Annotated in this window: 19 protein-coding genes, 1 tRNA gene and 1 pseudogene; 13 read left to right on the top strand and 8 right to left on the bottom strand. The window is 52.2% G+C overall.

The annotated features are described in order from the left end of the window. Nucleotides 1-13 precede the first annotated feature (13 nt). Nucleotides 14-2464 carry an OmpA family protein gene (locus Q0628_RS12720; RefSeq protein ID WP_298771535.1) on the top strand — a complete coding sequence of 817 codons (2451 nt, stop codon included), beginning with the start codon at nt 14-16 and terminating at the stop codon, nt 2462-2464. 186 nt (nt 2465-2650) lie between these two features. Here the strand turns inward: Q0628_RS12720 and Q0628_RS12715 are convergent, their stop codons facing one another. Then, a complete protein-coding gene (locus tag Q0628_RS12715) occupies nt 2651-3064 on the bottom strand; it encodes a GtrA family protein (protein WP_298771534.1) in 414 nt (137 codons plus the stop codon). Nucleotides 3065-3190: 126 nt separating this feature from the next. Here Q0628_RS12715 and Q0628_RS12710 point away from each other — a divergent pair, with 126 nt between their 5' ends. The 7 genes from Q0628_RS12710 (at nt 3191) to Q0628_RS12680 (ending at nt 12977) form a co-directional block, all read left to right on the top strand. Continuing rightward, the gene (locus tag Q0628_RS12710) at nt 3191-4678 is read left to right on the top strand and encodes an acetyl-CoA hydrolase/transferase C-terminal domain-containing protein (protein ID WP_298771532.1); all 1488 of its coding nucleotides are present in this window, start codon (nt 3191-3193) and stop codon (nt 4676-4678) included. A gap of 92 nt (nt 4679-4770) precedes the next feature. Next, on the top strand, nt 4771-7098 hold the full coding sequence (locus Q0628_RS12705) for a histidine phosphatase family protein (protein ID WP_298771530.1): 2328 nt from the start codon (nt 4771-4773) through the stop codon (nt 7096-7098). 18 nt (nt 7099-7116) lie between these two features. Beyond that, complete coding sequence (locus tag Q0628_RS12700) at nt 7117-8328, top strand: histidine phosphatase family protein (RefSeq protein WP_298771528.1); 1212 nt, start codon at nt 7117-7119, stop codon at nt 8326-8328. Between the two features lie 111 nt (nt 8329-8439). Beyond that, a complete protein-coding gene (locus Q0628_RS12695; RefSeq protein ID WP_298771526.1) occupies nt 8440-10449 on the top strand; it encodes a phosphoglycerate mutase family protein in 2010 nt (669 codons plus the stop codon). Between the two features lie 92 nt (nt 10450-10541). Next, nucleotides 10542-11396, top strand: coding sequence for a hypothetical protein (locus Q0628_RS12690; protein WP_298771525.1), 855 nt, complete (start codon nt 10542-10544; stop codon nt 11394-11396). Nucleotides 11397-11443: 47 nt separating this feature from the next. After that, nucleotides 11444-11803, top strand: coding sequence for a biotin/lipoyl-containing protein (locus Q0628_RS12685; protein WP_073321322.1), 360 nt, complete (start codon nt 11444-11446; stop codon nt 11801-11803). 13 nt (nt 11804-11816) lie between these two features. Continuing rightward, nucleotides 11817-12977 (top strand): sodium ion-translocating decarboxylase subunit beta, encoded by a 1161-nt coding sequence (locus Q0628_RS12680; protein WP_163437804.1) that lies wholly within the window; start codon nt 11817-11819, stop codon nt 12975-12977. 135 nt (nt 12978-13112) lie between these two features. Here the strand turns inward: Q0628_RS12680 and Q0628_RS12675 are convergent. Continuing rightward, a tRNA-His gene (locus Q0628_RS12675) sits at nt 13113-13186 on the bottom strand. A gap of 80 nt (nt 13187-13266) precedes the next feature. Continuing rightward, a complete protein-coding gene (locus tag Q0628_RS12670; RefSeq protein WP_298771522.1) occupies nt 13267-13632 on the bottom strand; it encodes a hypothetical protein in 366 nt (121 codons plus the stop codon). Nucleotides 13633-13740: 108 nt separating this feature from the next. On the opposite strand from Q0628_RS12670, the gene Q0628_RS12665 reads away from it, so the two are divergent. Next, nucleotides 13741-14664, top strand: a complete 924-nt coding sequence (locus Q0628_RS12665) for a ComEC/Rec2 family competence protein (RefSeq protein WP_298771520.1) — start codon at nt 13741-13743, stop codon at nt 14662-14664. Nucleotides 14665-14669: 5 nt separating this feature from the next. Here Q0628_RS12665 and Q0628_RS12660 read toward each other — a convergent pair whose 3' ends face one another. Beyond that, nucleotides 14670-15434 carry an acyl-ACP thioesterase domain-containing protein gene (locus Q0628_RS12660; protein ID WP_298771518.1) on the bottom strand — a complete coding sequence of 255 codons (765 nt, stop codon included), beginning with the start codon at nt 15432-15434 and terminating at the stop codon, nt 14670-14672. Between the two features lie 48 nt (nt 15435-15482). Between Q0628_RS12660 and aroA the strand changes: the two genes are divergently transcribed. The 3 genes from aroA to dacB are packed head-to-tail and all read left to right on the top strand — an operon-like array spanning nt 15483 to nt 20506. Continuing rightward, on the top strand, nt 15483-16814 hold the full coding sequence (aroA, locus tag Q0628_RS12655) for a 3-phosphoshikimate 1-carboxyvinyltransferase (RefSeq protein ID WP_298771516.1): 1332 nt from the start codon (nt 15483-15485) through the stop codon (nt 16812-16814). Next, nucleotides 16807-18363, top strand: a complete 1557-nt coding sequence (locus Q0628_RS12650) for an extracellular solute-binding protein (RefSeq protein ID WP_298771514.1) — start codon at nt 16807-16809, stop codon at nt 18361-18363. The genes aroA and Q0628_RS12650 overlap by 8 nt, the downstream gene beginning before the upstream one ends. 4 nt (nt 18364-18367) lie before the next feature. Next, nucleotides 18368-20506 (top strand): D-alanyl-D-alanine carboxypeptidase/D-alanyl-D-alanine-endopeptidase, encoded by a 2139-nt coding sequence (gene dacB, locus Q0628_RS12645; RefSeq protein ID WP_298771512.1) that lies wholly within the window; start codon nt 18368-18370, stop codon nt 20504-20506. 2 nt (nt 20507-20508) lie between these two features. On the opposite strand, the gene Q0628_RS12640 is transcribed toward dacB, so the two are convergent. The 3 genes and pseudogenes from Q0628_RS12640 to Q0628_RS15780 all read right to left on the bottom strand — a co-directional run. Beyond that, nucleotides 20509-20946 carry a hypothetical protein gene (locus Q0628_RS12640; RefSeq protein WP_298771510.1) on the bottom strand — a complete coding sequence of 146 codons (438 nt, stop codon included), beginning with the start codon at nt 20944-20946 and terminating at the stop codon, nt 20509-20511. 23 nt (nt 20947-20969) lie between these two features. Further along, nucleotides 20970-21902 carry a transporter gene (locus Q0628_RS15785; protein WP_366979162.1) on the bottom strand — a complete coding sequence of 311 codons (933 nt, stop codon included), beginning with the start codon at nt 21900-21902 and terminating at the stop codon, nt 20970-20972. 609 nt (nt 21903-22511) lie between these two features. Beyond that, a pseudogene (locus Q0628_RS15780) lies at nt 22512-22859 on the bottom strand (Gfo/Idh/MocA family oxidoreductase); the annotation flags it as partial. Between the two features lie 175 nt (nt 22860-23034). Between Q0628_RS15780 and Q0628_RS12630 the strand changes: the two are divergent. Next, nucleotides 23035-24102 (top strand): glucokinase, encoded by a 1068-nt coding sequence (locus Q0628_RS12630; RefSeq protein ID WP_298771506.1) that lies wholly within the window; start codon nt 23035-23037, stop codon nt 24100-24102. Between the two features lie 64 nt (nt 24103-24166). Here the strand turns inward: Q0628_RS12630 and Q0628_RS12625 are convergent, their stop codons facing one another. Beyond that, a complete protein-coding gene (locus tag Q0628_RS12625) occupies nt 24167-25741 on the bottom strand; it encodes a glycosyl hydrolase family 8 (RefSeq protein ID WP_298771503.1) in 1575 nt (524 codons plus the stop codon). Nucleotides 25742-25905 lie beyond the last annotated feature (164 nt).

The raw sequence follows: 25905 nt of genomic DNA, 5'->3' as shown, positions 1-25905 counted from the left end.
TGTGAGGGTATCAATGAAAAAAATCATTGCTTTATCATTGGTCGCCGGAGGTCTCGCCTTTGCCCAGTCTGGGTTAATGGGTGGAACTTCTGGCATCCATCAACAGAATGCCTATACTTTGGGCCAGTGGGGCGTCGAACTCGGTACGGGTGGCGATGTGTCTTTTGACTCCTGGTCCCATTCTCGTGGTGGTATCATCAATGTGGCGAATCAGAAGCGCGAATTTCACGAAATGGCCGGATCTCTTTCGGGAAATGTCCATGCCGCCATCGGTCTCCTGAATTTCCTGGACCTGGGCGTTGCGATCCCGCTGTATTACGACCATGCGAATTTGAAGGGTGAAGGCGAAAGCGACCTCTGGAAGCCTAGCCGTGGTGACCTGGATGTATGGTTGAAGGCCGGTATCGTGGGTAACGCCAAGAGCGTGTTTGCTCTGGCCGCCATGGTGGATGTCTATATCCCGACGGGTGAAACAGGGGCCGGTGTGCGCCCTCGCCATGCCTGGTATCTGAATGACGATGCCGGTGTGACTAACCCTTATACATCTGATGAATTCAACTTTGCCGGAACCTTGGTGTTCTCCCTGAATTTTGGTGCACTCGGGGTGCCTGTCTTGTGGAATACCCATGTGGGCTTTGTCTATGCTGGCGACGGAACGAACACCCTGGTCTATGGTACGGGCGTGAACGTGATGCCGACCAGCTGGATGGACATCTTTGTGGAATATTCTGGTGAAATGCGTGTCGAGGACGGTGCCTATCGCCGCGATCCGATGGACGATCCGATGCTCCTGACTCCGGGTATCCGTTTCCACCTGCCGTGGAATATCGACTTTGCAATGGGTCTGGATATTGCTATCCGTACCTTGGGTAACCTTGGTTACGACGGCGCCGATGAGATGGATGGCGTTGAATGCCATACTGTCCATTATGTGAGCGAAAATGGCAACAAGAATTACTATGGCTATGCTCCGACTCCGACGATTGCAGGTACCGCCGCCCTCACTTGGCGTTTTGGCGGCAATGCGAAGAGCGATGAGGACGGCGATGGCGTTGCGGACAGCGATGACAAGTGCGCGCATACTCCGAACAAGGCTGTGGTTGACTCTGTGGGTTGCCCGGTTGATTCCGATAATGATGGCATGCCGGATGGTCTGGACCAGTGTGCGGATACTCCGGCGGGCGCTACGATTGATACCGTGGGCTGCCCGATCGATTCCGACAAGGATGGTATCTTTGATGGCATTGACAAGTGTGAAAACACTCGCGAAGGTGCCGGTGTCGATTCTACTGGTTGCGAACCGGACTTCGACAAGGATGGCGTAGCCGATGTCCTTGACAAGTGTCCGAATACGATGGCTGGCGTGAAGGTAGACTCTCTCGGTTGCCCGAAGGATACGGACAAGGACGGCGTCTATGATGGCATCGATAAGTGCGAGAATACTCCTGCCGGTCTGCCTGTAGACTCTACTGGTTGTGGCGCCGATGCGGACAAGGACGGCGTAGCCGATGCGTTTGACAAGTGCCCGAATACTCCGGCCAACCTCCCGGTTGATTCCCTCGGTTGCCCGGCTGATGCGGACAAGGATGGCGTAGCCGATGCTTTTGACAAGTGTCCGGAAACCCGCGAAGGAGCTCAAGTGAATGCCGAAGGTTGCGAAGGTGACTTTGACGGAGATGGTGTTCCTGATGCTATTGACCAGTGCCCGAACACCAAGCAGGGCGTGGCTGTCGATTCTACGGGTTGCCCGGCTGACGCCGACAAGGATGGCGTTCCCGATGCTCTTGACAAGTGTCCGGACACCAAGGCTGGTCTTTCTGTCGACAATACCGGTTGCCCGCTCGATTACGACAAGGACGGCATTCCTGATGGAATTGATCAGTGCCCGAACACCCCGGTCGGCGTTCCCGTCGATTCTACGGGCTGCAGCAAGGACGAAGATAAGGATGGTGTCTATGACGGTCTCGACAAGTGCCCCAATACCCCGCAGGGTGCCGGTGTCGATTCCACGGGTTGCCCGGTAGACTCCGACAGTGACGGTGTGCCCGACTTTATTGACAAGTGTCCGAACACTCTCGAAGGTGTCCGCATCGACAAGAAGGGTTGCCCGCTCAACAAGAAGGAAGATTTGGAACAGTTGAAGAAGGGCATTAACTTCAAGACGGGTTCTACCAAGCTGACCAAGTCGAGCTACAAGACCTTGAACGATATCGTCAAGTTGATGAAGAAGTTCAGTACGGCCAACCTGGAAGTTCAGGGCCATACGGATAACACGGGTTCCGAAGAAGCGAACAAGAGAGTTTCTCAGGAACGCGCCCAGGCCGTGGTGGATTACTTCCTGCAGAACGGCATTTCCTCTGATCGCGTTCGCGCGGTGGGCTTCGGTTCTGATAAGCCGATTGCCGACAACAAGACTAAGAAGGGCCGCTCCAAGAACCGCCGCGTTGAACTCGTACCGTTCTAATCGGAATTCTTGAAATAAACTGCTGCGACGCAGCAAAAAAGGACTCGCTTTAAAGCGAGCCCTTTTTGTTTTGTATGTCATTGCGAGAACCCGTAGGGGGCGAAGCAATCTATAGTAAAAGTATAAATAGGCCTGTTTCGTTTTGGATTGCCGCGCTTCACTTTGTTTCGCTCGCAATGACGTAGCTTATTTTTTGAAAACCCATTTCTTGTATAGTGTAAAGCTTGCAATCACGTACACGCCGTTCGCGACAATGTTTGCGAAGAAGCCGGGCTTCATGAATTGCGAAATGAATTCGGTGAATGGTTTGCACTGGGCTGTGCTGAGCGCGTAGACGGTGGCTTCGAGGGTTGCGAGATTTAGCAGATAAGCGGCAATGAAGACGATTACGAATCGTACGATTTCGCCTCGTTTGCGGTTGTGGCTTTTGAAATTCCAAATGCGGTTCATCAGGTAGCTGTTGATGGCGCCAAAAACGAACCCGAGAAAATTGGAAAGTTCTAGGTTCCAGTCAAGTAGCTGGTGCATCACCCAAACCGAGGCGAGGGTGATGAGCGTGTTCATGACGCCAATCAAGTTGTATTTGATGAAATGCTTCACGAAGAGGAAAATAGAAAATAGTAGACAGTAAACAGTGGTGAGTAAACAGGGATGTTGAATGTTCTTGTTACATTCCTAACCACTAGTCACCAACCACTAGCCACTTTTATTTATTTTTTAGCCACTATGAATTGGATTGACTCGAAGAAGTGTTCGGCTGCCGATGCCGCGGCAATGATTAACGATGGGGACGTGCTGGGTGTATCTGGCTTTACGCTAGCGGGTTACCCCAAGGAAGTTCCATCGGCATTGGCCGCCCGTGCCGAGCAAATGCATGCCGAAGGAAAAACTTTTAAGATTACGCTTTTCTCGGGTGCATCGACGGGCGATAGCTGTGACGGAGCCCTGGCCCGGTCGCATGCAATTTCGTTACGCATGCCCTACCAGAGTAATTCGTCGCTCCGCAAGGCGATCAATTCTGGCGAAATCAAGTATATCGATGCCCATCTGGGTAAGATGGGTTACTTGGTCCGTACGGGTGCGGTTCCCGCTCCGACGGTAGCGATTGTTGAGGTGTCTGCCATATTGCCCGATGGTCGCGTGTGCCTATCGACTTCGGGCGGAAATTCCGCCTGCTATCTTGATATGGCTCCCAGGATAATCCTAGAATTGAATATGCGTCTAGGGGATTCTTTTACGGGAATACATGATGTGGCTTTGCCGGAATTGCCGCCGCATGCGAGACCGCTTCCGATTTATAGTGCGGGAGACCGCGTCGGCGATTCCTTTGTGAAGGTGGACCCGAGTAAGGTTGTGGCCATTGTTGAAACATCCCGTCTGGACGAGGTCAATCCGTTCGTGGAACCGGATGAGATTTCCAGAAATATTGGCGAACGCATTCTAGACTTTATCCGCTTCGAAGAAACTCGTGGCCGGCTTCCGAAGGGACTAGCCTTCCAGAGTGGCGTGGGTAAGGTGGCGAATGCGGTTCTCAGTGCAATGTCCGACGATGACCGCCTCGGAACAATCGACTTGTATACCGAAGTCATTCAGGAGGCCGTTTTCCCGCTTCTTAAAAAGGGAAAACTCGGTATCGCTTCAGGAACGGCTCTTACTTTGTCTGAAAAGGCGCAAGAAGAGTTTGTCGAAAACAGTGCGGAATGGAAAAAGCACCTGATCATTCGCCAGCAGGAAGTGAGCAACAGCGCCGATGTCATCAAGCGTCTCGGCGTGATATCGATGAATACGGCTCTTGAAGTCGATATCTTTGGAAATGTGAACAGTTCGCTTGTTGCAGGTTCGTCGATGATGAACGGCATCGGTGGAGCGGCGGACTTTGCGCGCAACTGCGCCCTTGGATTTTTCATGACGCCTTCCGTGGCAAAAGATGGTGCTATCGGTTCGGTGGTGCCCTACGTGAGCCATCTGGATCACCCGGATCACGATACGCAGGTCTTTGTGACGGAACAGGGGCTTGCAGACTTGCGTGGTCTTGCTGCCGAGGAACGTGCGCGGCTCATTATCAGGAACTGCGCCCATCCCGATTATCGCGAACCTTTGACGGATTTCCTGGAATATAGTTTGAAGCATGCTAAGGGTGTCCATATCCCGGTCGCCCTTTCTCGAGCCTTCGAAATGCACACGCGTTTCCTGGAAACGGGGAAAATGATTTGATTTTTCGCCTCTAAAGCCCATGTTTAGAAAAATTTAATTGGCGTATTTTCTCCGCCTTTTTATATTCCGGTAAGATATACTGGAACGACGAAATGATTCGCCTTTTTTTGATTATACCCTTGTTGTGGGCCGCCCTGTGTTTGGTCGCCTGTGGTTCGGACAGCTCTGCTTCGAGTCCGGACGAATTAGCTGTTGAATCTAGCGCCGGTCAGGATTCCCTCTCGGATTATCGTTCCAGCGGAGTAGTCGCTTATGATTCCCTAGGTAACCCGATATCCAGTGGCAACATATCTGCCGATGGAGGTTCCTCGTCTAGCTCGTCGCCTGCTCCGGTTTCCGTAATCGAGGATACGCTGATTGTTGATACGACGACCGTAACGGACGTGAACCGGTTGCCCGAATGTACTGCCGCGATCGAGGGCGAGTCCTTCATGGTCGAAAGCGAAAATACGCTCTATTTCTGTCTAGGCGGTTCGTGGGTGGAATCGGAAACCGTATCGACGATTTCTAGGATCGGTTGTCGCAATGGCGTGTTGACCGTTGGCGAAGAGGATGACGAAACCTCCACGGGCGGAGACGTGAGCATGAATCCGTGGGGAAATCTTAACGGCAATACGCCGTCTATCGATGACTCTACGGCGGTGCCGCGCAGGACTGCCGTCCGTATCATGGGGGTCGCCCAAAAGGGACCGTTCCGCTACGGAACGTCCGTGAAAATTGTTGAACTGGATAGCATGCAGCGCCTGGCAGATTCCAGGCGAATTCACAAAACATGTATCCTGAATGCCGATGGCAATTTTAGTTTCGATAGCGTCGACCTCGTTTCCCCTTATGTGCGTGTCGAAGCGAGCGGGTATTTCCGCAATGAGTTGACGGGAGGCCTTTCCGCTACGCCTGTTACCTTGAACGCGGTCGTGGATATGAGCGAACGCGATTCCGTGAACGTGAATATGCTGACTCACATGGCGGCACCTCGTGTCATGAAACTTGTTGAAAATACAGGTAACAATCAGCCTATTGGGTTGTTCAAGTCGCAGGCGCTCGGTGAAATTCTTTCTTCCTTCGAAATCCGTTTGGGCGGCTCGTCGACGGGTGGCGGCAACACTGGTTTTGGCAACTGGGGCTTTGGTCAGCAGCAACAACAGCAGACGACCGTCACGGACGGTACTGCGGCCGAAGATGTGAGCCTCTTTGACGGTAGCGACTATAGTGGTGCCCTGCTTGCGGTGTCGATCATGATGCAGCGTCAGGGTTCCGGAAACGACATGCTGCAGTATGCGGCCGGGATTGCCGAACGCATCAAGGGAAATGGCAACTGGGATGATAACAATGCGAAGGCGGACCTGGCGGACTGGCTCATGGCGCTTGACACGAGCGGATCCTTCGCTAAAATTCGCAATAACATTGCTTCCTGGCGGCTAGGTGATGTACCCGAGTTCGAGAAGCACTTGAGGCATTTCTGGACGACGGTCTATAACTTTGGCGAATGTAACTCGTTCAATGCAGATTCCGTGAAGTTTATCAGCAATAGCTTGAGCGCCTACTTTGTATCCGGTTATGATTTGCCGGGGCCGAAAGTCCGTTTTATCTGCGATGCCACGACGCATGAGTGGCGTGCAGCGACCGATGTCGAAAAGGATACCTATGGCCTTGGTGCGGGTGAATATGAGGGACAGCTCAAGAATGGCCGCGTCAATACGGACAAGTTCTATATATACGAACAGAAAAAGTGGCGTGCGGCAACTCCCGATGACATCATGGACTTCACCGATATCAAGGATGTCTATGCGGGGCTCAAGACGGGCGAAAAGGTCGTCTTTTTCCTGCGCCACGCGGAACGTTCCAATGACACGGGAAAGAATGGACATCTGACGAATGACGGAAAGGCGCAGTCCCAGTCGGTGGGCGAAAAGCTGAAGGGCGAATCGATATATTTTGCGAATTCGACCTATACGCGTAGCAAGGAAACTTGCGAGAATATCGCTATCGGAGCGGGGACAACCTATACGGAAAATACGATAGAGGAACTAGACGGCGAATGGTACGTGAAGAACAGTTCCAGCTACGAGAGCTGCAAGAGCGGAAACGGAGGCGGCTGGAATGTCAATTCGGCGTATGCCTACAAGGGTGGAATATGTACCGATGCTTTTTACAACTTTGAGGAACGCAGTGAACAGTTTTTACAGGAAATAGTCAAGCCGCACTTTGCTAACGTGAAGCGCGTAGGCGTCTGGATTTCGCATGACACGTTTGTCGTGCCCTTGACGGCCTACTGTTCGGACCGAAAGGTCAACTGGCGCTATTTTGATACGAAACAGTGGGCGAATTACCTGGCGGGAATTGCCATTATCATGGATTCGAAGGGAAATCTTCGTTATGTGCCGGTGAAGGGGCTAGAGTCGGGATCAATGACGATGTAGGGACTCTAAGGTAAGGTAATGAAATACGGAAAAGGGATTGGTTTTCTGCTTGGCGCATTGCTCCTGTTTGCGCTGGTTTCTTGTGAGGACAGCACCGGAAGTTCCGACAATTCCGAAAAAGTGACCTTCCGTGATTCGGTCGTTGTCCGCGACAGCATCCGCATGGTAGACAGCGTCCGTATTGTCGACAGTGTGCAGGTCAATGTCGTTGACAGCCTGAATATCGTTGACAGTATCCATGTGGTGGACAGTGTTCGCATCGTCGATAGTCTGAATGTCATTGATAGCGTTATCAATATGATAGACAGTATAAATGTCATTGACAGTATCCATGTCATCGATAGCTTGAATATCGTCGATAGCGTCCATGTGGTCGATAGTATTGTCCTGTTCGATCCGGAACATTACTTTGGCAAGTGTACCCGTGAAAACTCGGATGTCATCAAGTCGACGACCATCAACGAAGAAAACCGTCATTTTATCTGCGATTCGAAAACGCTTTTGTGGCGTACTGCAACTCAGGTGGATTGGAATAACCAGTATATTTACAATTCCGCCGTCAAGGAGTTTGTCCCGATCCAGACTGTCGCGAAAGACTTGGCCGAGGGCGAGAAACTTATCCTGGTGCTCCGTCATGCAGAACGCGGTAGCGACTATTCGATAACGGGACCATTGAATGAAAATGGAATAAGTCAATCTCTGGAACTTGGACGGATTCTCAAGAGCGATTTGACATTTTATTACGGGGCATCGCAATATGTCCGTGCGCATCAGACCTGCAACAACATTGCCAAGGGGCGTGATGAACAGGATACGCTTGCCGATACGCTTTCGATTTTGAATGACGATATGTATGTCAAGGATGCGGAAGCCTACAAGAAGGCCAAGAAGGATGCCGGCGACGGATGGAAGGCCGCTTCCAAGTGGGTGTACGAAAATGCCTATACGGATGCATTCTACGATTTGGAAATGCGCAGTACGGAACTGATTGACGATTTTCTGATTCCTGCGCTGATTCAGTCAGAAAAGTCGGTGGGCCTTTTTGTTTCGCATGATGTCGCGATGGTTCCCCTAGTGCTGTATGTGTCGTCTAGGAATATAGACTTGAAATATCACGTGAATAAAAATTGGCTAAATTATCTTGCAGGCATAGCCATCGTCCTCAAGCCGGATGGCACTCGCGTGTTTTATGCAGTCAGGGGACTCGATTCTGGAACGATGACTAAATAATTTGGTTGGTAGATGAATTTGAAAAACAGGTGTTCGATAGGGCGGTTTGTTAGTGCGGTATTTTTCCTATCGCCGTTTCTGCTGCTGTCTTGCGGTTCGGATGATAATGCGGTGAGTCAGGGCGATGAGGGACAGACGGCTCGCTCGGAAAACGGTGAACCAGAAGTTCGGCCTTCAATTTTTGATACCCTGATGGTGCAGGGGGCGGGTGATTTGCCTGCCTGCGATGCGAGTCGGGAAGGTCGAGCGTTCTTTGTGCGCAACGACAATCTGCCCCATTTCTGTGTGAAGGGAACATGGCGTAGTGCCGCAGACTCTACAGATTTCAGCATTACCTGCAGTGACGGTTTTTTGCATGCGGTGGACAAGATTGAACACCCGGAATATTTTGATCCGGATACGGTCATGCTGACGGGATATCGCCATGCGCCTTTTAGCGGGACTGCTTTTGCGACATCGGGACCGTTTATTTTTGGAACGAGCGTGAAAATTGCCGCGTTGGACAATGAATCGATCGGTGTTGCCGAGGGCTGTATCCTGAGTAATGACGGAAAGTATGTCCTGAATAATGTCAGCACCAACGCGTCCTGCGTGAAGATTACGGCGACGGGTTTTTATAGAAATGGTACGAACGGTCGTTTTTCGGACAGCCCCGTAACGCTGTCGGCAAATACGTGTAACCCGCTAAATGCGAACATAAATGTATTGACGCATCTTCGTATTCCGCGTGAACAGCAACTTCTGATGAATCATCTGGATTCCGTGACGGGTCAGGCGGAAAGGGAATTTTTTGCTGCGTTCGGGGTAGATACGGTGCAACTCTATTCGCAGAACTATTTTACGGATGGCCGTACCGACAAGCCTCATGCCGAGGACTTGAGCTTGACGGGGAATACCGAGTACAATGCGGCGCTTCTGGCCATGTCGATGATGCTTCAGGCGGGCTTCGACGAAAATGAGATGATGAATCTGGTGAATAATTTTGCCGAGGATATCAGGGGCGATGGAGTATGGAATGATCCTAACTGGAAAATCAAGATTGCGGATTGGGTCGTGGGTCTGGATTCTTCCTGGAAATACAATGACATCCGTAACAATGTCTCGTCATGGGGAATCGGACCTGTTCCCAACTTTGAAAATTACATGCGGGCCTTTATCCCGCTTGCGTATGGCTTTGAGCCCTGCACCGATGCGAATTCGGGCGTAGTCACCTATGTGAATCAGGGACAGAGCGCATGCTTTGCGAATGACTATGAACATGCGGATCATTCGACCGTGCGCTTTATCTGTGATGCGGGTTCGAAACAGTGGCGCGTTGCGCAGCCCATGGAAAAGGATACGGCCGGATTTGGCCCGGGTGCGTATGATCGGGAAATTCGCGAAGGTCGCGTGATTCATGACAACTATTACATTTACGATGCCGGTGCCTGGCGTGTAGCGACTCCGCAGGAAGCGGACGGATTCACCGATATAGTGGAAGTGTATGCGAATCTAAAATCCGACGAAAAGGCGGTATTCATTATTCGTCACAGCGAACGCACCGATGATACGGGTCCGAGTGGCCACTTGACCGATAACGGGAAAAAGTACGCCCGCGATCTGGGCGCGCGATTTGCTGCCGTTGCCAAGGAAGATTTCTATTACGGTTATTCGGGCTACACGCGTACCCAGGAAACCTGCGAAAATATCGCCCAGGGAAAGGGCCAAAGCGACTACAGTCTCGATGTTCTACCGTACATGGATGGCAACTGGTATGTGAAGGATGACGCTTTGGTCGAGAGTTACATGAATTCCGATGGCGGCGGATGGGTGGTGTATTCCAAATACGGCTTTACCGGCGCGTATTCGGATGCATTCTACGATTTGGAAATTCGCAGCGAGGAATTGCTCAAGGACAATGTGCTTGCAAATCTTGCGACCATGAAACGAGTGAACATCATGTGTACGCACGATTTTTTGGTGGTGCCCCTGCTCGCTTACACGACAAACGGGCACGCGAACGTGAAGTATTACGAAAAATGGAAATGGGTGAATTACATGGCCGGGGTGGCCATGATTATCTCTCCGGACGGTTCCATACGCTATATCCCCGTAAAAGGCCTCGAAACCGGGGTGATGTAGCTTTTGGCGGCGTAAACCAAGCGCCGCTTTTTCTAAATTTTCACCGCTGATTTTTACAAAACAGAAACCCAAAAGAATGGATTGAATCCAATATGAACGAAACACAGACCAATGCACCCGAAGCTCAGGAAGTGGCTCCCGCCGCAGCCCCGGCCCAGGATGTGCAGCAGCCGGCTCTCGTTGCACCGCAGCCTGCAGCAAAGGTGAAGGGCAAGTTCGACGAACAGCTCGGACTCATGCTCCCCTCCGATGCCGCCCAGGTTCAGGCGCAGCTTTCTATGCCGGGTATGAATGACGACATGGTTTACAAGATCGTGGAAACCCACTCTGGTAACCATTCGGTTCTCTATAAGACCTACGATCAGGCAGTTCTTGCACGCGACGTTCGCGATTCTATCGAAAACGCCGGCGGCCACAAGGTGTTGCCCATCGCCAAGGCCAAGCTGGGCTCGACCTACTGCAAGGGCGAATTTTCGACCGAACAGGGCTGTAAGGGCGACTCCGACACCTTCGGTATCGGCTCCCTGATCGAATTCCAGGCAACCGGTCTTATCGTGGTGATGGTGGTTATCGTGGGCCTCACGGTGCTCTGCTACCTCATGAACTTCATCATGGCCAAGCTCGGCCTCAACAAGGACAAGGCTCCGGCACCTGCAGTTAAGGCTGCCCCGGCCGCCGCTCCCGCCGCCGCAGCTCCGGTAACTATCGGTCCTGCCCACTGCGACTGGGATCCGAACGCAAAGAGCGTTCATCCGGGCTTCACCAACAAGCAGCTCCAGGCTTTCCTCGGCATTGCCGCCGTGGCAGCCCTCGAAGAACACCCGGGCATGAGCAACGACCAGTTCCTCGCCCTCGTGACCGCAGCGGCGACCCAGGCTATCGGTCAGCCCTGCCGCGTGACTGCTTACAGAAACATCAACTCTCCTGCTTGGACGATCGTCAAGTAAGGTAAACTTTTAAAACTCAACAGGCTTTTAAGCCAGGAAATATCAAAATGAAGAAAACCGTCCGTATCAGTTTCGAAGGCAAGACCTACGATGTCGAAGTAGAAGTTCTTGATTCCAATGCCGCCGTTGCCGCCGCTCCTGCTGCAGCTCCCGCTGCCGCTCCGGCTCCTGCCGCCGCTCCTGCTGTTGCCGGTGGTACCGAAGTCAAGAGCCCGCTCGCTGGCTCCGTGTTCAAACTGAAGGTCAAGGTCGGCGACACCGTTGCTGCCAACCAGGAAGTGGCTATCATCGAAGCTCTCAAGATGGAAAACCCGGTCGTCGCTCCGTGCGCCGGCACCGTGAACTCCATTGCCGTCAAGGAAACCGACACTGTCGTCGACGGCCAGACTCTCATGACCATCGCCTAAGAGGTACAGATAAATGAGTTCTCTTTTAAATTCGGTCGTTGAGTTCGCAGGCGACACCGGATTCGCATACGTCACCCCTTCGATGATCGTGATGTGGATCGTGAGTTTCGTCCTGATGTACTTGGCGATTGTCAAAAAGTACGAGCCGCTGCTGCTCTTGCCGATTTCGCTCGGCGCACTGGCGGTGAACATCCCGAGTGCGGGATTCTACGATGGTGGCTGGAGCATCGAAGGTATGTTTACCCCGACTGCCGGTCTCTATTACTACATCAGCCAGGGTATCCACCTGGAACTCTTCCCGCCCATCATCTTCTTGGGCGTGGGTGCCATGACGGACTTCGGACCGCTTATCGCTAACCCGCGTACACTGCTCCTCGGCGGTGGCGCTCAGTTCGGCGTGTTTGCGACCATGTTCTGCGCCGTGGCTTTCGGTGGCTTTACTCTCGGTGAAGCAGCCTCTATCGGTATCATCGGCGGTGCCGACGGTCCGACCTCCATCTTTACTGCAAACAAACTAGCAAAGCACCTCATCGGACCTATCGCCGTGGCAGCTTACACTTACATGGCCCTCGTTCCGCTGATCCAGCCGCCTATCATGCGCCTCATGACCAACGACAAGGAAAGGAAGATCCGTATGAAGGCTCTGCGCAAGGTGTCCAAGGCCGAACGCATCGTGTTTGCCGTGATGGTGATGATCGTGTGCATCCTCGTGGTGCCCGATGCTTCTGCTCTTATCATCATGCTCATGCTCGGTAACATCTTCAAGGAAGCCGGCGTTGTCGAACGCCTGGTGAAGACCTCTTCCAACGAACTCATGAACATCGTGACTATCTTCCTCGGTACTTCCGTGGGTCTCACGATGTCTGCAGACATCTTCTTGCGTCCGCAGACCCTCATGATTATCGCTATGGGTGTGGTGGCCTTCGGTTTCTCGACCGCAGCAGGCCTCTTCCTTGCCAAGATCATGAACAAGTGCACTCCCAAGAACCCTGTGAACCCGCTCATCGGTTCCGCTGGCGTGTCCGCCGTGCCGATGGCCGCCCGTGTTTCCCAGGTGGAAGGTGCCAAGTATGACCCGCAGAACTTCCTCTTGATGCACGCCATGGGCCCGAACGTGGCTGGCGTGATCGGTACCGCAGTCTGCGCCGGTTACATGATTTCCAGACTCTCGTAAGACTAGTCTAAAAGCAAATCAAGGACCCCCCCCGGCAGTGCGCCGGGGGTTCTTTTTTTCGTCATGGATCGTTTTCGGGTAGGCAAAAAGAGCTCTTGTAAAAAAAAGACCCCGCTTTTGCAGGGTCTTTTTAAGGGTGGGTGACCGGACTCGAACCGACAACATCCAGAATCACAATCTGGGACTCTAACCAATTGAGCTACACCCACCATGAGTGTGTGCCAAATATAAAAAAGCCACCCCGTTTTTCAAGGGTGGCCGTCAATTTTTTACTAAAAATCCTATAAAATTAGTCGTTTTTCAGCTTCGCCATGATGCGCAGGAAGTTCGACCGCTTGAAGTCGTTGCGATGCTCGTCGCAGAAACGAGGATATATGTACTGTTTCGGAAAAACTCGTATGGTGAACCTTTCGTCGCACCCTTCGAGGCAGCACCTGAAGGTGAGGTCCATGGACTCCGTGTAGTTATGGCGGAAGATGATATTCTTGGATTCGATGTTGTCGACGTCCTTCTTCTGCTTTTGGCGCTGCTTGATGTCGCGGTGCAATTCGCAGTACTTGGCAATCGGGTGGCCCCAGAATTCACGGCCGCAGCCTGGCTCCTGGCAAACTTTCAACTTGATGCGCTTTTTTTTCTTGTACTTAGGTAATTGCATAAAGTCCTCGAATTTCACTAAAAGATAGTAAAAAAAGGGACTTGAGGGGGACAATGGCCTTTTTAATGCGTGTATATCAAGTATGATGCAGAAAAGGAGAGGTCGAACATGAAGCCTAAGGGAAGCTCCAACTTGTGGATTCTGTTGGAGATATGGCTGTGTCTTGCGTTCTGGGTTTCGGTGGCGGTATTGTGCATTGAAGGTTGCTCCTATGAATCCGGAACGGTCGAAGAATCCCGCCCGCTTCAGGTGACGTTTCTAGACGTTGGGCAGGGACTTTTGGTTTTGCTGGAATACGATGGCCACCATGCGCTTTACGATACGGGACCGGATTCAGCTGGTGTCGTGGATTCGCTGCTCTCTCGCGGTATCGACTCTCTGGAATGGATCTTGGTGAGCCATGGACACCGGGACCATGCGGGAGGTTTCATGGAAATGAGGGCGGCGGTGGCGTCGGGACGTCTGTTCGTGGGCCGGCTCCTGCTGGGGCCCGATACGGCGGCGTGCCTAGTGAACGATTCGCTGCGGACTCTCGCTTTGCAATTGCGGATTCCGGTTGATACGCTTGTCCGTGGGGACACGGTCTGGCTTGCTGAGGGGATTCGTTTTGAGGTGCTCTGGCCTGTTTCTTATGGCCGCTATGGGGAAAATCGCGCTAGCGTTGTGATGAAGGTGTCGTTGGATGGCATGCCCGGTGCAGAAGATGCCGGTGCGTCGGTGCTTCTGACGGGCGACCTGGATTCAGTCGGCGAAAGGCGCCTGCTGGAACAGTCTCCCGATTTATCTGCGGAACTTATGCAGGTCCCGCATCATGGCTCTGCGGGAAGTTCCACGCTTAAGTTCCTTTCGCGAGTTATGCCGAGATATGCGGCGATTGGCGTCGGGAGGAACAATGGCTATGGGCATCCGTCATCGGAAGTGCTTCAGAAATTGAAGTATGTCATGGGAGATTCGGCGTTGGTCTTTCGTACCGATCTGCATGGGAGCGTTTCGTTTGAACTGTGGCCTGAAATCGGAATAATCAAGCAGTAGGCGGCCTAATACTTGAAGCCGATGCGAGCCTGGAAATGGCATCGGGCGGTTCTCGGATCGCGTTCTGTCTCTGTTGCGTTCATGCCGAATAGGACGGCGTGGTGGTTGGAGTCCTTGAAACGGACGATGTTGATGCGTTCGCCGAGGGGAATTTGGTTGATGAAGTTCAGTTGGATGGAACGAATGCCGCGTTCCTTGATTTCCTGTCGGGTCAGGCAGTCCATGATCCAATCCACATAGCGGCAGTGGTTGACATGGTGGTTGATGTCGAGGTCGGTATTGCGAGCCTGTTCCTGATAAACTAATTTTGGATCCTCACCGTTGGGAAGGATGTCGAGCATTTCGGGCATGGCGCTCTTGCCTTCGAAAATGGGAAGTTGGAACGGCGTGCGGGAAGGATTTTCGGCCATGCCGGTCTTGAGGTTGACAAGAAGCCATGATGATGTTCCTTCGACCAGGGCGTGTCCTTGACCGTCCACAATCACGTAATCTTTCAGCAGGACCTTGTCCTTGTAGTTTTCCTTGATCCAAGTGGAAACGCTCAGATCTTCTCCTAGAACCGGGACATGGTTTAAGCGAATTTTCATGCGCGTAATGACGGTCGTGTATCCCATCTTCATCATGTTCCAGAAGCCGAATCCGTTGCGCTCGGCATCGGCGATGGCGGTTTCTTCCATAAACTGGAAAAGGCGAGAAAGCTTGAGACGGCTGTGCTCGTCACAGTCTGAAAAACGGACGGAGAATTTAAGGTCGTTGATTTCGCTTGCCATGGAGCCCTCTCGTTTAATGATCCTTTGTTTAATTTATAAATTTGCGGTATGGAAGAACCTTTTTTTCGTCCCAACCATATTCAGATTCCCGCTTTGAAATCCTATGAGGGCGAACTTCGCGTGCCCGGTTCAAAAAGTATCACGAACCGCGTGCTGCTGGTTGCGGCCCTTGCCGAAGGAACAACCCGTCTGCATAACTTGCTCAAGAGCGACGATACGCGCTATATGGGCGAGGCTCTTGTCGCTCTTGGTGTTGATGTAAAGATGTCCGGAGACTTTACCGAGGCGGTAATCGTCGGCCGTGGCGCTGCGATTGAAGCCCCTGTGGATGCGTCGGGAAACGCTTTGGCGAATCTTTATCTGGGAAATGCCGGTACGGCCATGCGGTCCCTTTGTGCTGCCTTGACCCTCGGACGGGGCGAGTTCAAGCTGAGTGGCGAAGAACGCATGAAGGAACGGCCGATTCGCGATCTGGTGGACGCACTGTGTTCCTTGGGGGCCGATATTCGCTACCTTGAAACGGAGGGCTTTCCTCCGGTCCATATTAGGGCTCATGGACTGACTGGAGGTTCGGTTTCGGTCCGCGGCAATATCTCGAGCCAGTATCTTACCGCCCTTTTGATTTGTGCTCCTTATGCGGAAACTCCGCTACATATTCATGTCGAAGGAGAACTGATTTCGACACCGTATATTCTCTTGACGCTCGACGTGATGAAGCAGTTCGGTATCGAAGTGAAACATGACGGTCTTACGGATTTCTATGTTCCCAAGGGCGTGTACAGGAGTCCTGGCGATTACATGGTCGAAGGTGACGCGAGTTCCGCGAGCTATCCGCTCGCGGCGGCGGCCGTCAGTGGCGGCCGCGTGCGCGTGCTTGGAGTCGGCAGCGCCTCGCGTCAGGGGGATATCGCTTTCGTGGATGTGCTTAAGCAGATGGGCGCTACGGTGACGATGGACGATGACTGGATTGACTGTATCGGTCCTTCGGGCAAGCTGAAGAGCCTAGGTGAATTCAACGCTGTCAAGATTCCTGATGCGGCAATGACGGTGGCGGTTCTTGCTCTTTTTGCCGATGCGCCGATGACTATCAGCGGTATCGCAAGTTGGCGAGTCAAGGAGACGGACCGCATTGCGGCGATGGCGGCCGAACTCCGCAAGGTCGGTGCCGAAGTCCGGGAAACGAACGATTCCATTACCGTGACACCTCCGGAACATATTCAGGCGGCTACTATCGAAACGTATAACGACCATCGTATGGCCATGTGCTTCAGCCTGGCTGCTCTGGCCGGGGTTCCCATTAAAATCATGGATCCGGCTTGCGTGAACAAGACCTATCCGAAATATTTCGAGGACTTCCTGAGAAATTCGAAAAATGCCTAGATGCTGGTCAAAAATAGGTGCGCTTCTTGCCTTGCTGCCGGTGCTATCGCTAGCGGTTCCTGAGTTACATGCGGGTCCTGCGAAAATGGATACGCTGTCCCTTTGGGTCATGGATCAGGGAATTAATACGGGAAGTTCACTTCAGAAACTCACGCGTAAGTTTACTCTGCAGACGGGTGTTCCGGTCAAGATACGTTTTCTTGACTGGGGTTCGGCATTTGACGTGCTGACTCATGCCCTGTCGGCATCTGCAGAAGAAGGTGCAGGTCCCGACGTGCTGCAGCTGGGCTCCAGCTGGGTGCCGTACTTTGCTAAACAGGGACTGATTTCTCCGATAACAGACTTGATTGACCGGGCGGATACGAGTCGCTTTTATGAAGAGTCTATGAAGTCTGCCTATGTCGGCCGCGGAAATACACTTTACTCGTTGCCTTGGTTCCTGGATGTCCGTTGCTTTTTCGTGAACGAGAAAGCTTGGCTTGAACTGGGACTTCACGATGGCGACATCGAAACGTTCCCGAAATTCTTTGGAGTGTTGCGAGCCGTAGCCGAAGCCAATGTTCAGAATGAGGCGGGAAACCAGGTGGTGCCTTTTGAATATGGCGTCAAGGGAGACTGGACGGGCTATCAGCAGATGGCTCCAATCCTCTGGAATTTCGGCGGTGATTTCGTCGCCGAAGAAAACGGCAGCTATCGTAGTGCGCTCGTTGACTCGCTGACATTAGTTGGTCTGCGTCATTATTTCAAGTTCCTGCGCGATGTTGATGTCTCTCCATATAATTTGCATGAAAACTCAAGTGGTGCGGCGGATCGCTTTATTCGTTCGGAACAACTAATTATATATGGCACCTCCGAGCTGATTCGAAAAATCGAGTTCGATAATGCTTCCGGTGGACTGATGGAATCTCCGATTGCCAAGGATGGCCTGATTACCGTCTCGGCGCCGAAGGGGCCTGCAGGAGCGTTTACCTTTGTCGGAGGAAGCCATTTGGCGCTAGCCCAGAACAACGCGCTCGCGAAGAAGGACTTGGCCAGGGAATTTTTCCTTTTCATGTTGCGCGCCGACAATATTGACTTCTATTCACGACACAGCGGCTTTATTCCATCGGATCGTAGCCTGATTCGCATCTGGATGCAGGATTCCCGGTACAGTCAACTAGTCAACGATCTAGAAAGAGCTGGACGCAGCTGTCCCAACATTCCCGAGTGGAGTGAAATCGAGACCCTCGTGAATGCGATGGTGAATAAGGTTGGCGAAAGTCTGACTCGAGAGAATTCCGACATCAATGAAACTATTGCGGGGTTGGTTTACGACACGCATGTTAACGTGAACAAGGTTCTAGGGCGCGAAGACAAAATGGATCGGGGACTGCAAATAGCCCGTATCAAGAAGATTCTGATGCAGCCGGTTGAAGAGGAACTTTATATGGGTAAAATCGGTATAGAGGAAAAGTCGAATGTAAGCATGCGGTTGGTTGTTGTCCTTGCCTTAGGTCTCGTTGCAATCGTTTTGTTACTGGTATACATTATCCGTGTCCGTAAACGATAGTCTTATGAAGAAACTGGTTGGATTGGTCTGCTTGCTTGTTGCACTTGCCAGTGCTGCTTTGGACTTGGATTCCGTTCAGGCGTATGTTGACTCGATGGTTCCGGGTTCTCGTTACGGGCTGTCGGTCCGTTCGGTGAAGACCGGCAAGGAACTGGGAAATGTTCGCGGCACGGAAAAATTTACTCCGGCAAGTACCCTGAAAACCTTGACGACGGCGACGGCGCTTCATTACTTGCCGCTGGATTATGCGCCCAAGACGGAAGTGTCGTTGAATGGTAGCGTGCGCAGGAATGTTTTCGTCGGTTCCATAGGAATTCGTGGCGAAGGCGATCCGAATTTCTCGGGACGCTATTATGCGGATCCGTTCTATATGCTGTATTTGATGGCCGATTCTATACATGCCCTTGGCATTGACACGGTCCGAGGAAAGATTAATCTGGATTCCAGCTATTACACGGGTCCGTGGCGCGCTGAACATTGGCGCAAGAATTTTTATGATGCCTGGTACGGTGCTGAAATTGCGCCTCTCGGATTTAATGACAACTGTACCATGATTCGCTTTAAACCGGGCGAGAAGGTGGGGGATACGGCTCGTGCAGAAATTTTGCCTGATGTCGGTTATGTCGTTCTTAAAAATGAGATGCTGACGGTGCCTGGGAAAAAGAGAAAATGGACATGGGCACTCGATTCCGCCAAGCCTGAAATTACGATTGGAGGTGCTATTGGTATCGATGTTGATTCGAGCCAGCTTGTTCTCCCCGTGCGCAATCCGATTGCCTATTTCAAGGCCGCCTTTATTCATGCGCTTAGCGAACGTGGCGTGACATTTGTCGAAAAGGCTAACGAAACGGATGGAATTCAGATAAAAAAATTTTCCTATTCCGCGGCGCCTTTCCTGAGTATCCTGGACGAAATCAATCAGCGTAGTCAGAACATGCATGCAGAAACGCTTTTCCGCAACTTGGGTGCTCAAAAGGCGGGAACGGGCGGTGTCGAGGGCGGTCGTGCGATGGAAATGAAGTTCTTGACGGAAATAGGAATTGATACGGCTGATTTTGAAATTTGGGATGGTTGCGGACTCTCTCCAAAAAATAAGGTGCAGCCTTCGACGGAAACGAAACTGCTTGCAACGATGGCGCGGCATCCTAAGGGCAAGTATTACATCAACAGTTTCGCTGGCCCAGGACTTGGAACGGGGGGCAAACGGATGCTTGATTTGCCTTATCCGTGGCTTACGCGTTTCAAGACGGGATTTATCGGTGGAGCGCATGCCCTGGCGGGGTATATATATACTCTTGACGGGGATACCCTAGCGGTGGCCATGTATCTGAACGAAACGGGAAAGAATTCCGATGCCACGCTCAAGGATGTGCTTGATACCTTGTGGATTCGCATCATCTATCAGGTGAATGACAATTACACTTCGCTGATGAAGATGAAGCAGTTCTGGCTTTCGGGACAGTATGTGGCGGGACTTCCGGAAAGGCTTGATTACTTTTCGAAAAAGATGATGGGAACTCCGTATAGGCTCGGCCCCATGGGCGAAAGCTATCTGGATTCGATAGAGAACAAGCCTGTGGTGTACATGGATTCCGTAGACTGCGTGACATTCATTGAACATGTGCTCGCCATGGCTATAGCCCCGAATGAAAACGAAATTTTCAGTACGCTGCAGAAGATTCGCTATTACGACGGCATTATTGAATACACTCATCGTAAGCATTACTTGCTTGCCGATTGGGTTTACGAAGGTCGCTTTGCCCGTGTCATGCCCATGGCGGGTGATACGGTTGTTCGGCGCACGATGGCGAAACAGGCCTTGTTCAAGTCGAAGAAACTAAAATGGGACAAGGAAGATGTCCCGATGAATCTCCGTTACCTGCCTTATGACCGTGCCGTTGAAATGGCGTCTAAGGTCTATGAAGGCCCACTCATGGTGACGGGGATTGCGTTCGTTGCACCGCAGCAGAACCTGGATGCGACTCATACGGGGCTTGTCATATTCCGTCCGGGAAAACAGCCTGTGCTTCGCCATGCTGCGTTCAAGAAGCAAGTGCTGGAACTTCCGCTAGTTGATTACCTGAAGGGTCGTAGCAGGGCCAAGGTTCCGGGCGTTACCTTCTTTGAATTCGTAAAGCCTTAAAATCAGTCGCCGTAGTCAAAGGCGAGAATGGCCGTCAGTTCGTGGGCGGTGTCGTTCCCTTCAAAAAGAGTCCATGCATCGGGCTTCCAGCCGTAGGCATTGGTAGTAAGTTCCTTTCCCATGGCGATTTCGGCGGCTTCGACTTCTTCCCAGTGGATGGGCCCGTTGGGAGACCTGTAGTATCTCAGCATTCCCAGAGCTTCCATCGATTCGGGATGGTCATCCACTAGCTGGTAGACGCAGTCCTTGTAGCTTTCCCCTTTCAGACGGATGACGCGGAAGAGCCTCTTGGCGCCCAGAAACTTGGAAAGATCCCCGTGGTGGACATCAATCTTGCTCCCCTCTCCAAAGAAACGGGAGAGTTCCTGAAACACTTCGGAACCTTCGTCCAGAAAGGGCGAAAGTTTCTTGATGAGAGCATTGATCTCGTTGGGAGCCATGCCCCAATTATAGCTAAAAAAATTTATTTCGTTCTCTCGTAGCTAACGAAGGCAAATTGCTTGCTGTCGGGGGACCAGGAATTCACATTAATCGTGCCCTGTCCGCCGAAGAGCTTGAGAAGCGTTCGTGGCTCGCTCCAACCGTTCTTGTCGCTGCCGGTCATGAGTCTAAGCTCGACCCACTTGTTCGGCACGTGGTCTCCGGGGCGCACGTCCTTTTCATGATAGGCGACCATCACCACTTTTTGGCGGTCCGGCGAAATGTGCGGGAACCAGGTGTTCCAATGCGGATCTTCGGTCATCTGGGTCTGTTCGGAACCGTCGGCTTTCATGCGCCAGGCTTGCATGCGGCCCGTGCGTACGGAATTGAACCATATGTATTCCCCGTCCATGTCGTATTCAGGCCCATCGTTTAGCCCTAGGGCATTTGTGAGCTGTTTTTCGTTTCCTCCGATGGCGGGGATAGTGTAGATGTCGTATTCTCCGTTTCTTTCGGCGCAGTAAGCGAGCGTGTTTCCGTCTGGGGTAATGCCGTGGAGATAGCTAGGCGCAAGCGGCGTGACGAGTACGGGCATCCTGCCGTCAAAGAAAATTTTGTAGATGCGCGAAAGTCCGTCTTCCTTGGTATGGTGACTGACGTAGAGCCCCGTCCCGTCAGGGGCGAGAACATGATCGTTGTTGCAGTTGTTCACATAGTACGAAGGAACTTCGGAAATGTTTCCGCTATCCATATCGTAGCGGTAAATACGTCCGCCCGCATTGTAGGTGAGGAACTTTCCGTCGGCACTCCAGTTTGGAGCCTCGATGACATGGTCGAATTCCTTGAGAAGCTTGGTTTCGCCTGTTTCAATGTTGTAGATTTGCAAGAAGGACTTGTCGCCGGAACGGTCCCATACTTCGCTTGCGCTCTGTTCGAAGGGGTAGGCGATTCCCCAATTCTGACGGAGCCCATCCATTTGCGTCATCATCTGCATGGTCTTGACGAGCGGCATTTCGGTGCACTCTGTATGGCCTTCTTCCAGAGCCTTTTTGCAGGCAAGAACTTCATATTCGTAGCAGTTCGCGATTCGCGGCGGATTGATGGTTTCGGTCAGGGTCCCGGAGTTGTCGTAAACTTGGGCCTCGACCATGTCATTTAAGTTCAGTACCCTGATGAAACCCTTGGAACCGTAGATAAAACCTTCGTTGTGGAGAGGCGCTACCATGGATGTCTTGAGATGGGCAATCTGTCCGTTTTTGTAGGTGAGATCAATCCAGTCGCTAGCGTCGACGCCCGTGTGGAATTTGACGCAGTGACTCTGTGTCTTGACGATATGGTTGTTGTCGCCGCCGATCTGCGGGTCGGTCAGGAAGAGGTCTGCGAATGTGAGGCTGTAGATACCGAGGTCTAGAAGGGCTCCGCCGGCAAGAGATGGATTTTGTAGACGTTCAACATGAGAAATTGGCTGCGAAAAATCCGCTTCGATGCTTTCCACCTTTCCGATGCATCCCTGGACAAGGCGGTCCTTGATTATCTGCACGGCGGGCAGGAATCGTGTCCACATGGCTTCGCATAAGAACACCCCTTTTTCCTTTGCCAAGGCCGTGACTTCGGATGCCTGCAAGGCGTTTGCGGTAAAAGCCTTTTCAACGAGTAAATTTTTTTTGTATTCTAGACAAAGTAGAATGTCACGATAATGCTCGGAATGGGGCGTGGCGACATAGATCAGGTCACAATCCGGGTCCCGGGCCAGTTCCAGGTAGCTGCCGTAAGCTTTCTGAAACCCTCTTTCCTTGGCGAAGTTCTGTGCTCGACTCAAGTCGCGGGAGGCAATCGCGTATGCCTCGACGCCCAATCCCTTTTCTTCGAGAGCCTTGACCGCTTCGGCCATCTTGCCTGCGATGTATCCGCTTCCGAGTATTCCAAGTTTCATGACGGCTCCTTTTGGTGTCCTATTTAGTTTTCAAAATATAGGCTATTTCGCTTGGTGAAACTGGTGGAAAATCCACATAAATGGATTCAGGTGTAAACATGGAATAATGCGAATGGTCATTAACGAAAGGACCAAAAAATACCTATATTCCCGTCGTAAAACATGGAGCTTTATTATGGAAATCAAATGGCTTAATCCCGATGCAAAGTTTGACCGCCTCGTACTGGCAGGCGATATTGGTGGAACCAATACGAACCTTGGCCTGGTTGGCTACAAGAACGGCAAGTTCACCTTGATTCTTGAAACCGTGTGCCCCAGCAAGGACATTGACGGCCTCGACGCCCCCATTCGCGAAACGCTCAAGCTCGCTGCTGAATCCCGTGCCGACCTCAAGCCCTCGCATATCTGCATTAGCGCTGCGGGCCCGGTGGCGAATAACAAGTGCGTCATGACGAACCTGCCCTGGAGCGTTGATGGTGATGCCCTGACGGTTGCGACGGGTATCCCGACGCTTGTCATCAACGACTTCATGGCCATCAGCTACGGTATCCCGACACTCGACGTGGACGACCCTAAGCAGATATTCAAGCTCACGCATACCGATGGCAGTCAGCCCGCCCCGCAGAAGGCGACGAAGGCCGTGATTGGTCCGGGAACTGGCATGGGCGTCGGCTTCCTGGCGTTCGATGGCGAAAAGTATATCCCCGCTTCTTCGGAGGGCGGACACTCCACTTTCGCTCCGTTCGACAAGGACTCCCAAGAATTTCATGACTACATGGAAAAGAAGATTGGCATGGTTCCCGGCGTGGAACCGCTCGTTTCTGGCATGGGGCTCCGCAACATGTACGAATGGTGGAAGGAGACCCGCGGCGTTCCCGATAACGAAGCCTTCAAGAAGATTGAAGAAACTGAACCTAACGATCGCCCGAAGTACATCAGCCGCGCAAGTGATACCGATCCGGTGGCGGCCGAAATGATGCGCCTGTTCGTGAAGATGCTTGCTCGTTTTGCAAGTGACGCCGCAACGCTGTTCCTCCCGCTCGGTGGTTTCTACTTGGCTGGCGGCACGGTGCAGAAGGACCTGCGCTGGCTCGAACGCGACAACCTGTTCATGAAGTATTTCGAAAAGAACTACAACCCGAACATCCGTCCGCTTTTGAACAAGATTCCGGTGTACATCATCAAGGATTACAGCATCAGCCTGTACGGCGCTGCGAATGCGAGCCTGAACTTGCAGAAGTAATTGTTGCAGAAGAATAAAAAAGGCCGCATTGATGCGGCCTTTTTTATGTTTCATGATAGGAACATTATCGGATCACGATTTTTTGTGCATGGCGGAAGCCTGCTCCGCGTGCAGTGACCATGTACATGCCGCGTCGAGCGTCTTTCCAGAGAAATTCGCTACCATTGGCCGTGGTCATCTCGTTCCCGTTCATGTCGTAGACATGCCACGAGGCCGTCTTTGAAGTCGAGAAAAGGATATCGTTCCCGATACGGTTGAATCTTATTTTGCCCGGTGCGGTAGCCTTGGTCAAGAGGGCGTCGGTTTTTCTGGAGGTGAGCGAGGAGGAATCGCCCGGCGTTGCGGTTTGGGGATTGTCGATCGCATCGATGACGTTCACGAAGGTGCCGCTCATCATGGATGCTCCAAACCAGGCAAGGAACTGGTCGAAGTACATCTCGTTGTGCAGGGTGTCTTCGAGGCCACCCGTCGGGTCGACGGCCAATCCGAAGTAGTCGCCGCCTTCATAGAACTTGCCGAGCTCTTCGCTGAAATCGATTCGGTCCTTGGATTCGCCCACGGCAAGCGCCGCCGTGGACCACATGCCGATTGTCAAGTGGCTGTGTTCTCTGCGGTATCGCCAGGTGTCCTTGTTCTTGCTGTCGTTGAAATCGGTCCAGATGTCGTCGGCAGGCAGGAGTTCTCCGGGATTTTCGATCTGGTAGTAGTTGGCGGCCGCTGCGCCGCCTTTTGAATTAATGAAACTGAGGGAGTTCTTGAGAAAAGCCTTGGCGCGAGATTCGTCGAACCATACGGCATCAATGGCGACTCGCCAAAGGATGCGTATGGCGTCCTTGAAAAAGGCTCGGCTATTGAAGTAGGCGTTGTAGCCGAGGCTTCCGGCCCAGCCGCCGTCAGGGCGCATCCAGTCGGGAATCATGCCCATGCTGTAACCAGGACTATTTTCCAAGATTTCGTATGTCTTGTTGACAACATTGTTCCAGCGATCGCCGTTGCTGTCGAACTTGGCGAAAACTTTGTACCATGCGGGGGAAAAGTAACCGGGGTTCACAAAATCGTTTCCACCCCAGTCTGCGCCGGGCGCGAGAATTCCGTTGCTTGTAATCTGCTTGGTGCTCCACATGCAGTCGAGAATTTTTTTTGCATGATCGGCATAACCATAGCCGAATTTTGTCGAAGTGTAGGGCTTCCACTTGCCGGCGGATACGAGTTTGTCTGCGAAAATCAGGGCTAACGCTACATCTTCTTCGGCATCGGTGGCTGCACCCTTGCCGCTAATATTTCCGCTGGGGGCCATCTGCCAGTTGTAGTAGCAGCCGCCCCACATTTTGTTGTTGGCCGCATCCCAGATGGTATTGAAGTGGTCCTGATCGTTGGCGTACAGGGCAACCAGCATGCCGTAACCGACGGCTTCGCTGACGGCGTCGCCCGGCGTTTCGCTCTTGGGGCGGTGTATCAGTCCCTTGCCTTCGGAATAGGGGTCGATGTTGCGACGAATTAAACCTTGCCAAGTACTGTCAAGAGCGGCCTTCCAGTAGGAAGCGTCTACTTTAGGTTGTGCATTTGGCAGGTCGAGGACTGCTAGCGAATAAGAAAACGTTGCAGCGATACAGAGTGGGGTATATTTTGAAATTTTCATGACATCTCCAACATGCCCGAACACTCTCCATTCAAATATATAATAAAAGTGGATGCTATGTTTTAGGATGAATAAAAAGACCGCGACTTTTAGTCGCGGCCTTTTTAATTTTTAGGCTCGGGGCGATTTACCCCGCTGCGCCGTCTTACTTCTGGTGGGCCTTG

It is taken from the genome of uncultured Fibrobacter sp., assembly GCF_937877005.1.
GTDB lineage: Bacteria > Fibrobacterota > Fibrobacteria > Fibrobacterales > Fibrobacteraceae > Fibrobacter.
This window is presented reverse-complemented; position numbering and strand designations above follow the sequence as displayed.

Bases quoted from the DNA above. Each gene is read 5' to 3' on its own strand.
- Q0628_RS12710 (WP_298771532.1), top strand. From the start codon at position 3,191: ATGAATTGGATTGACTCGAAGAAGTGTTCGGCTGCCGATGCCGCGGCA.
- Q0628_RS12720 (WP_298771535.1), top strand. From the start codon at position 14: ATGAAAAAAATCATTGCTTTATCATTGGTCGCCGGAGGTCTCGCCTTT.
- Q0628_RS15785 (WP_366979162.1), bottom strand. From the start codon at position 21,902: ATGGATGGGCTCCGTCAGAATTGGGGAATCGCCTACCCCTTCGAACAG.
- Q0628_RS12670 (WP_298771522.1), bottom strand. From the start codon at position 13,632: ATGCAATTACCTAAGTACAAGAAAAAAAAGCGCATCAAGTTGAAAGTT.
- Q0628_RS12625 (WP_298771503.1), bottom strand. From the start codon at position 25,741: ATGAAAATTTCAAAATATACCCCACTCTGTATCGCTGCAACGTTTTCT.
- Q0628_RS12680 (WP_163437804.1), top strand. From the start codon at position 11,817: ATGAGTTCTCTTTTAAATTCGGTCGTTGAGTTCGCAGGCGACACCGGA.
- Q0628_RS12665 (WP_298771520.1), top strand. From the start codon at position 13,741: ATGAAGCCTAAGGGAAGCTCCAACTTGTGGATTCTGTTGGAGATATGG.
- Q0628_RS12630 (WP_298771506.1), top strand. From the start codon at position 23,035: ATGGAAATCAAATGGCTTAATCCCGATGCAAAGTTTGACCGCCTCGTA.
- Q0628_RS12690 (WP_298771525.1), top strand. From the start codon at position 10,542: ATGAACGAAACACAGACCAATGCACCCGAAGCTCAGGAAGTGGCTCCC.
- Q0628_RS12660 (WP_298771518.1), bottom strand. From the start codon at position 15,434: ATGGCAAGCGAAATCAACGACCTTAAATTCTCCGTCCGTTTTTCAGAC.
- Q0628_RS12705 (WP_298771530.1), top strand. From the start codon at position 4,771: ATGATTCGCCTTTTTTTGATTATACCCTTGTTGTGGGCCGCCCTGTGT.
- Q0628_RS12700 (WP_298771528.1), top strand. From the start codon at position 7,117: ATGAAATACGGAAAAGGGATTGGTTTTCTGCTTGGCGCATTGCTCCTG.
- Q0628_RS12640 (WP_298771510.1), bottom strand. From the start codon at position 20,946: ATGGCTCCCAACGAGATCAATGCTCTCATCAAGAAACTTTCGCCCTTT.
- Q0628_RS12650 (WP_298771514.1), top strand. From the start codon at position 16,807: ATGCCTAGATGCTGGTCAAAAATAGGTGCGCTTCTTGCCTTGCTGCCG.
- Q0628_RS12685 (WP_073321322.1), top strand. From the start codon at position 11,444: ATGAAGAAAACCGTCCGTATCAGTTTCGAAGGCAAGACCTACGATGTC.
- aroA (WP_298771516.1), top strand. From the start codon at position 15,483: ATGGAAGAACCTTTTTTTCGTCCCAACCATATTCAGATTCCCGCTTTG.
- dacB (WP_298771512.1), top strand. From the start codon at position 18,368: ATGAAGAAACTGGTTGGATTGGTCTGCTTGCTTGTTGCACTTGCCAGT.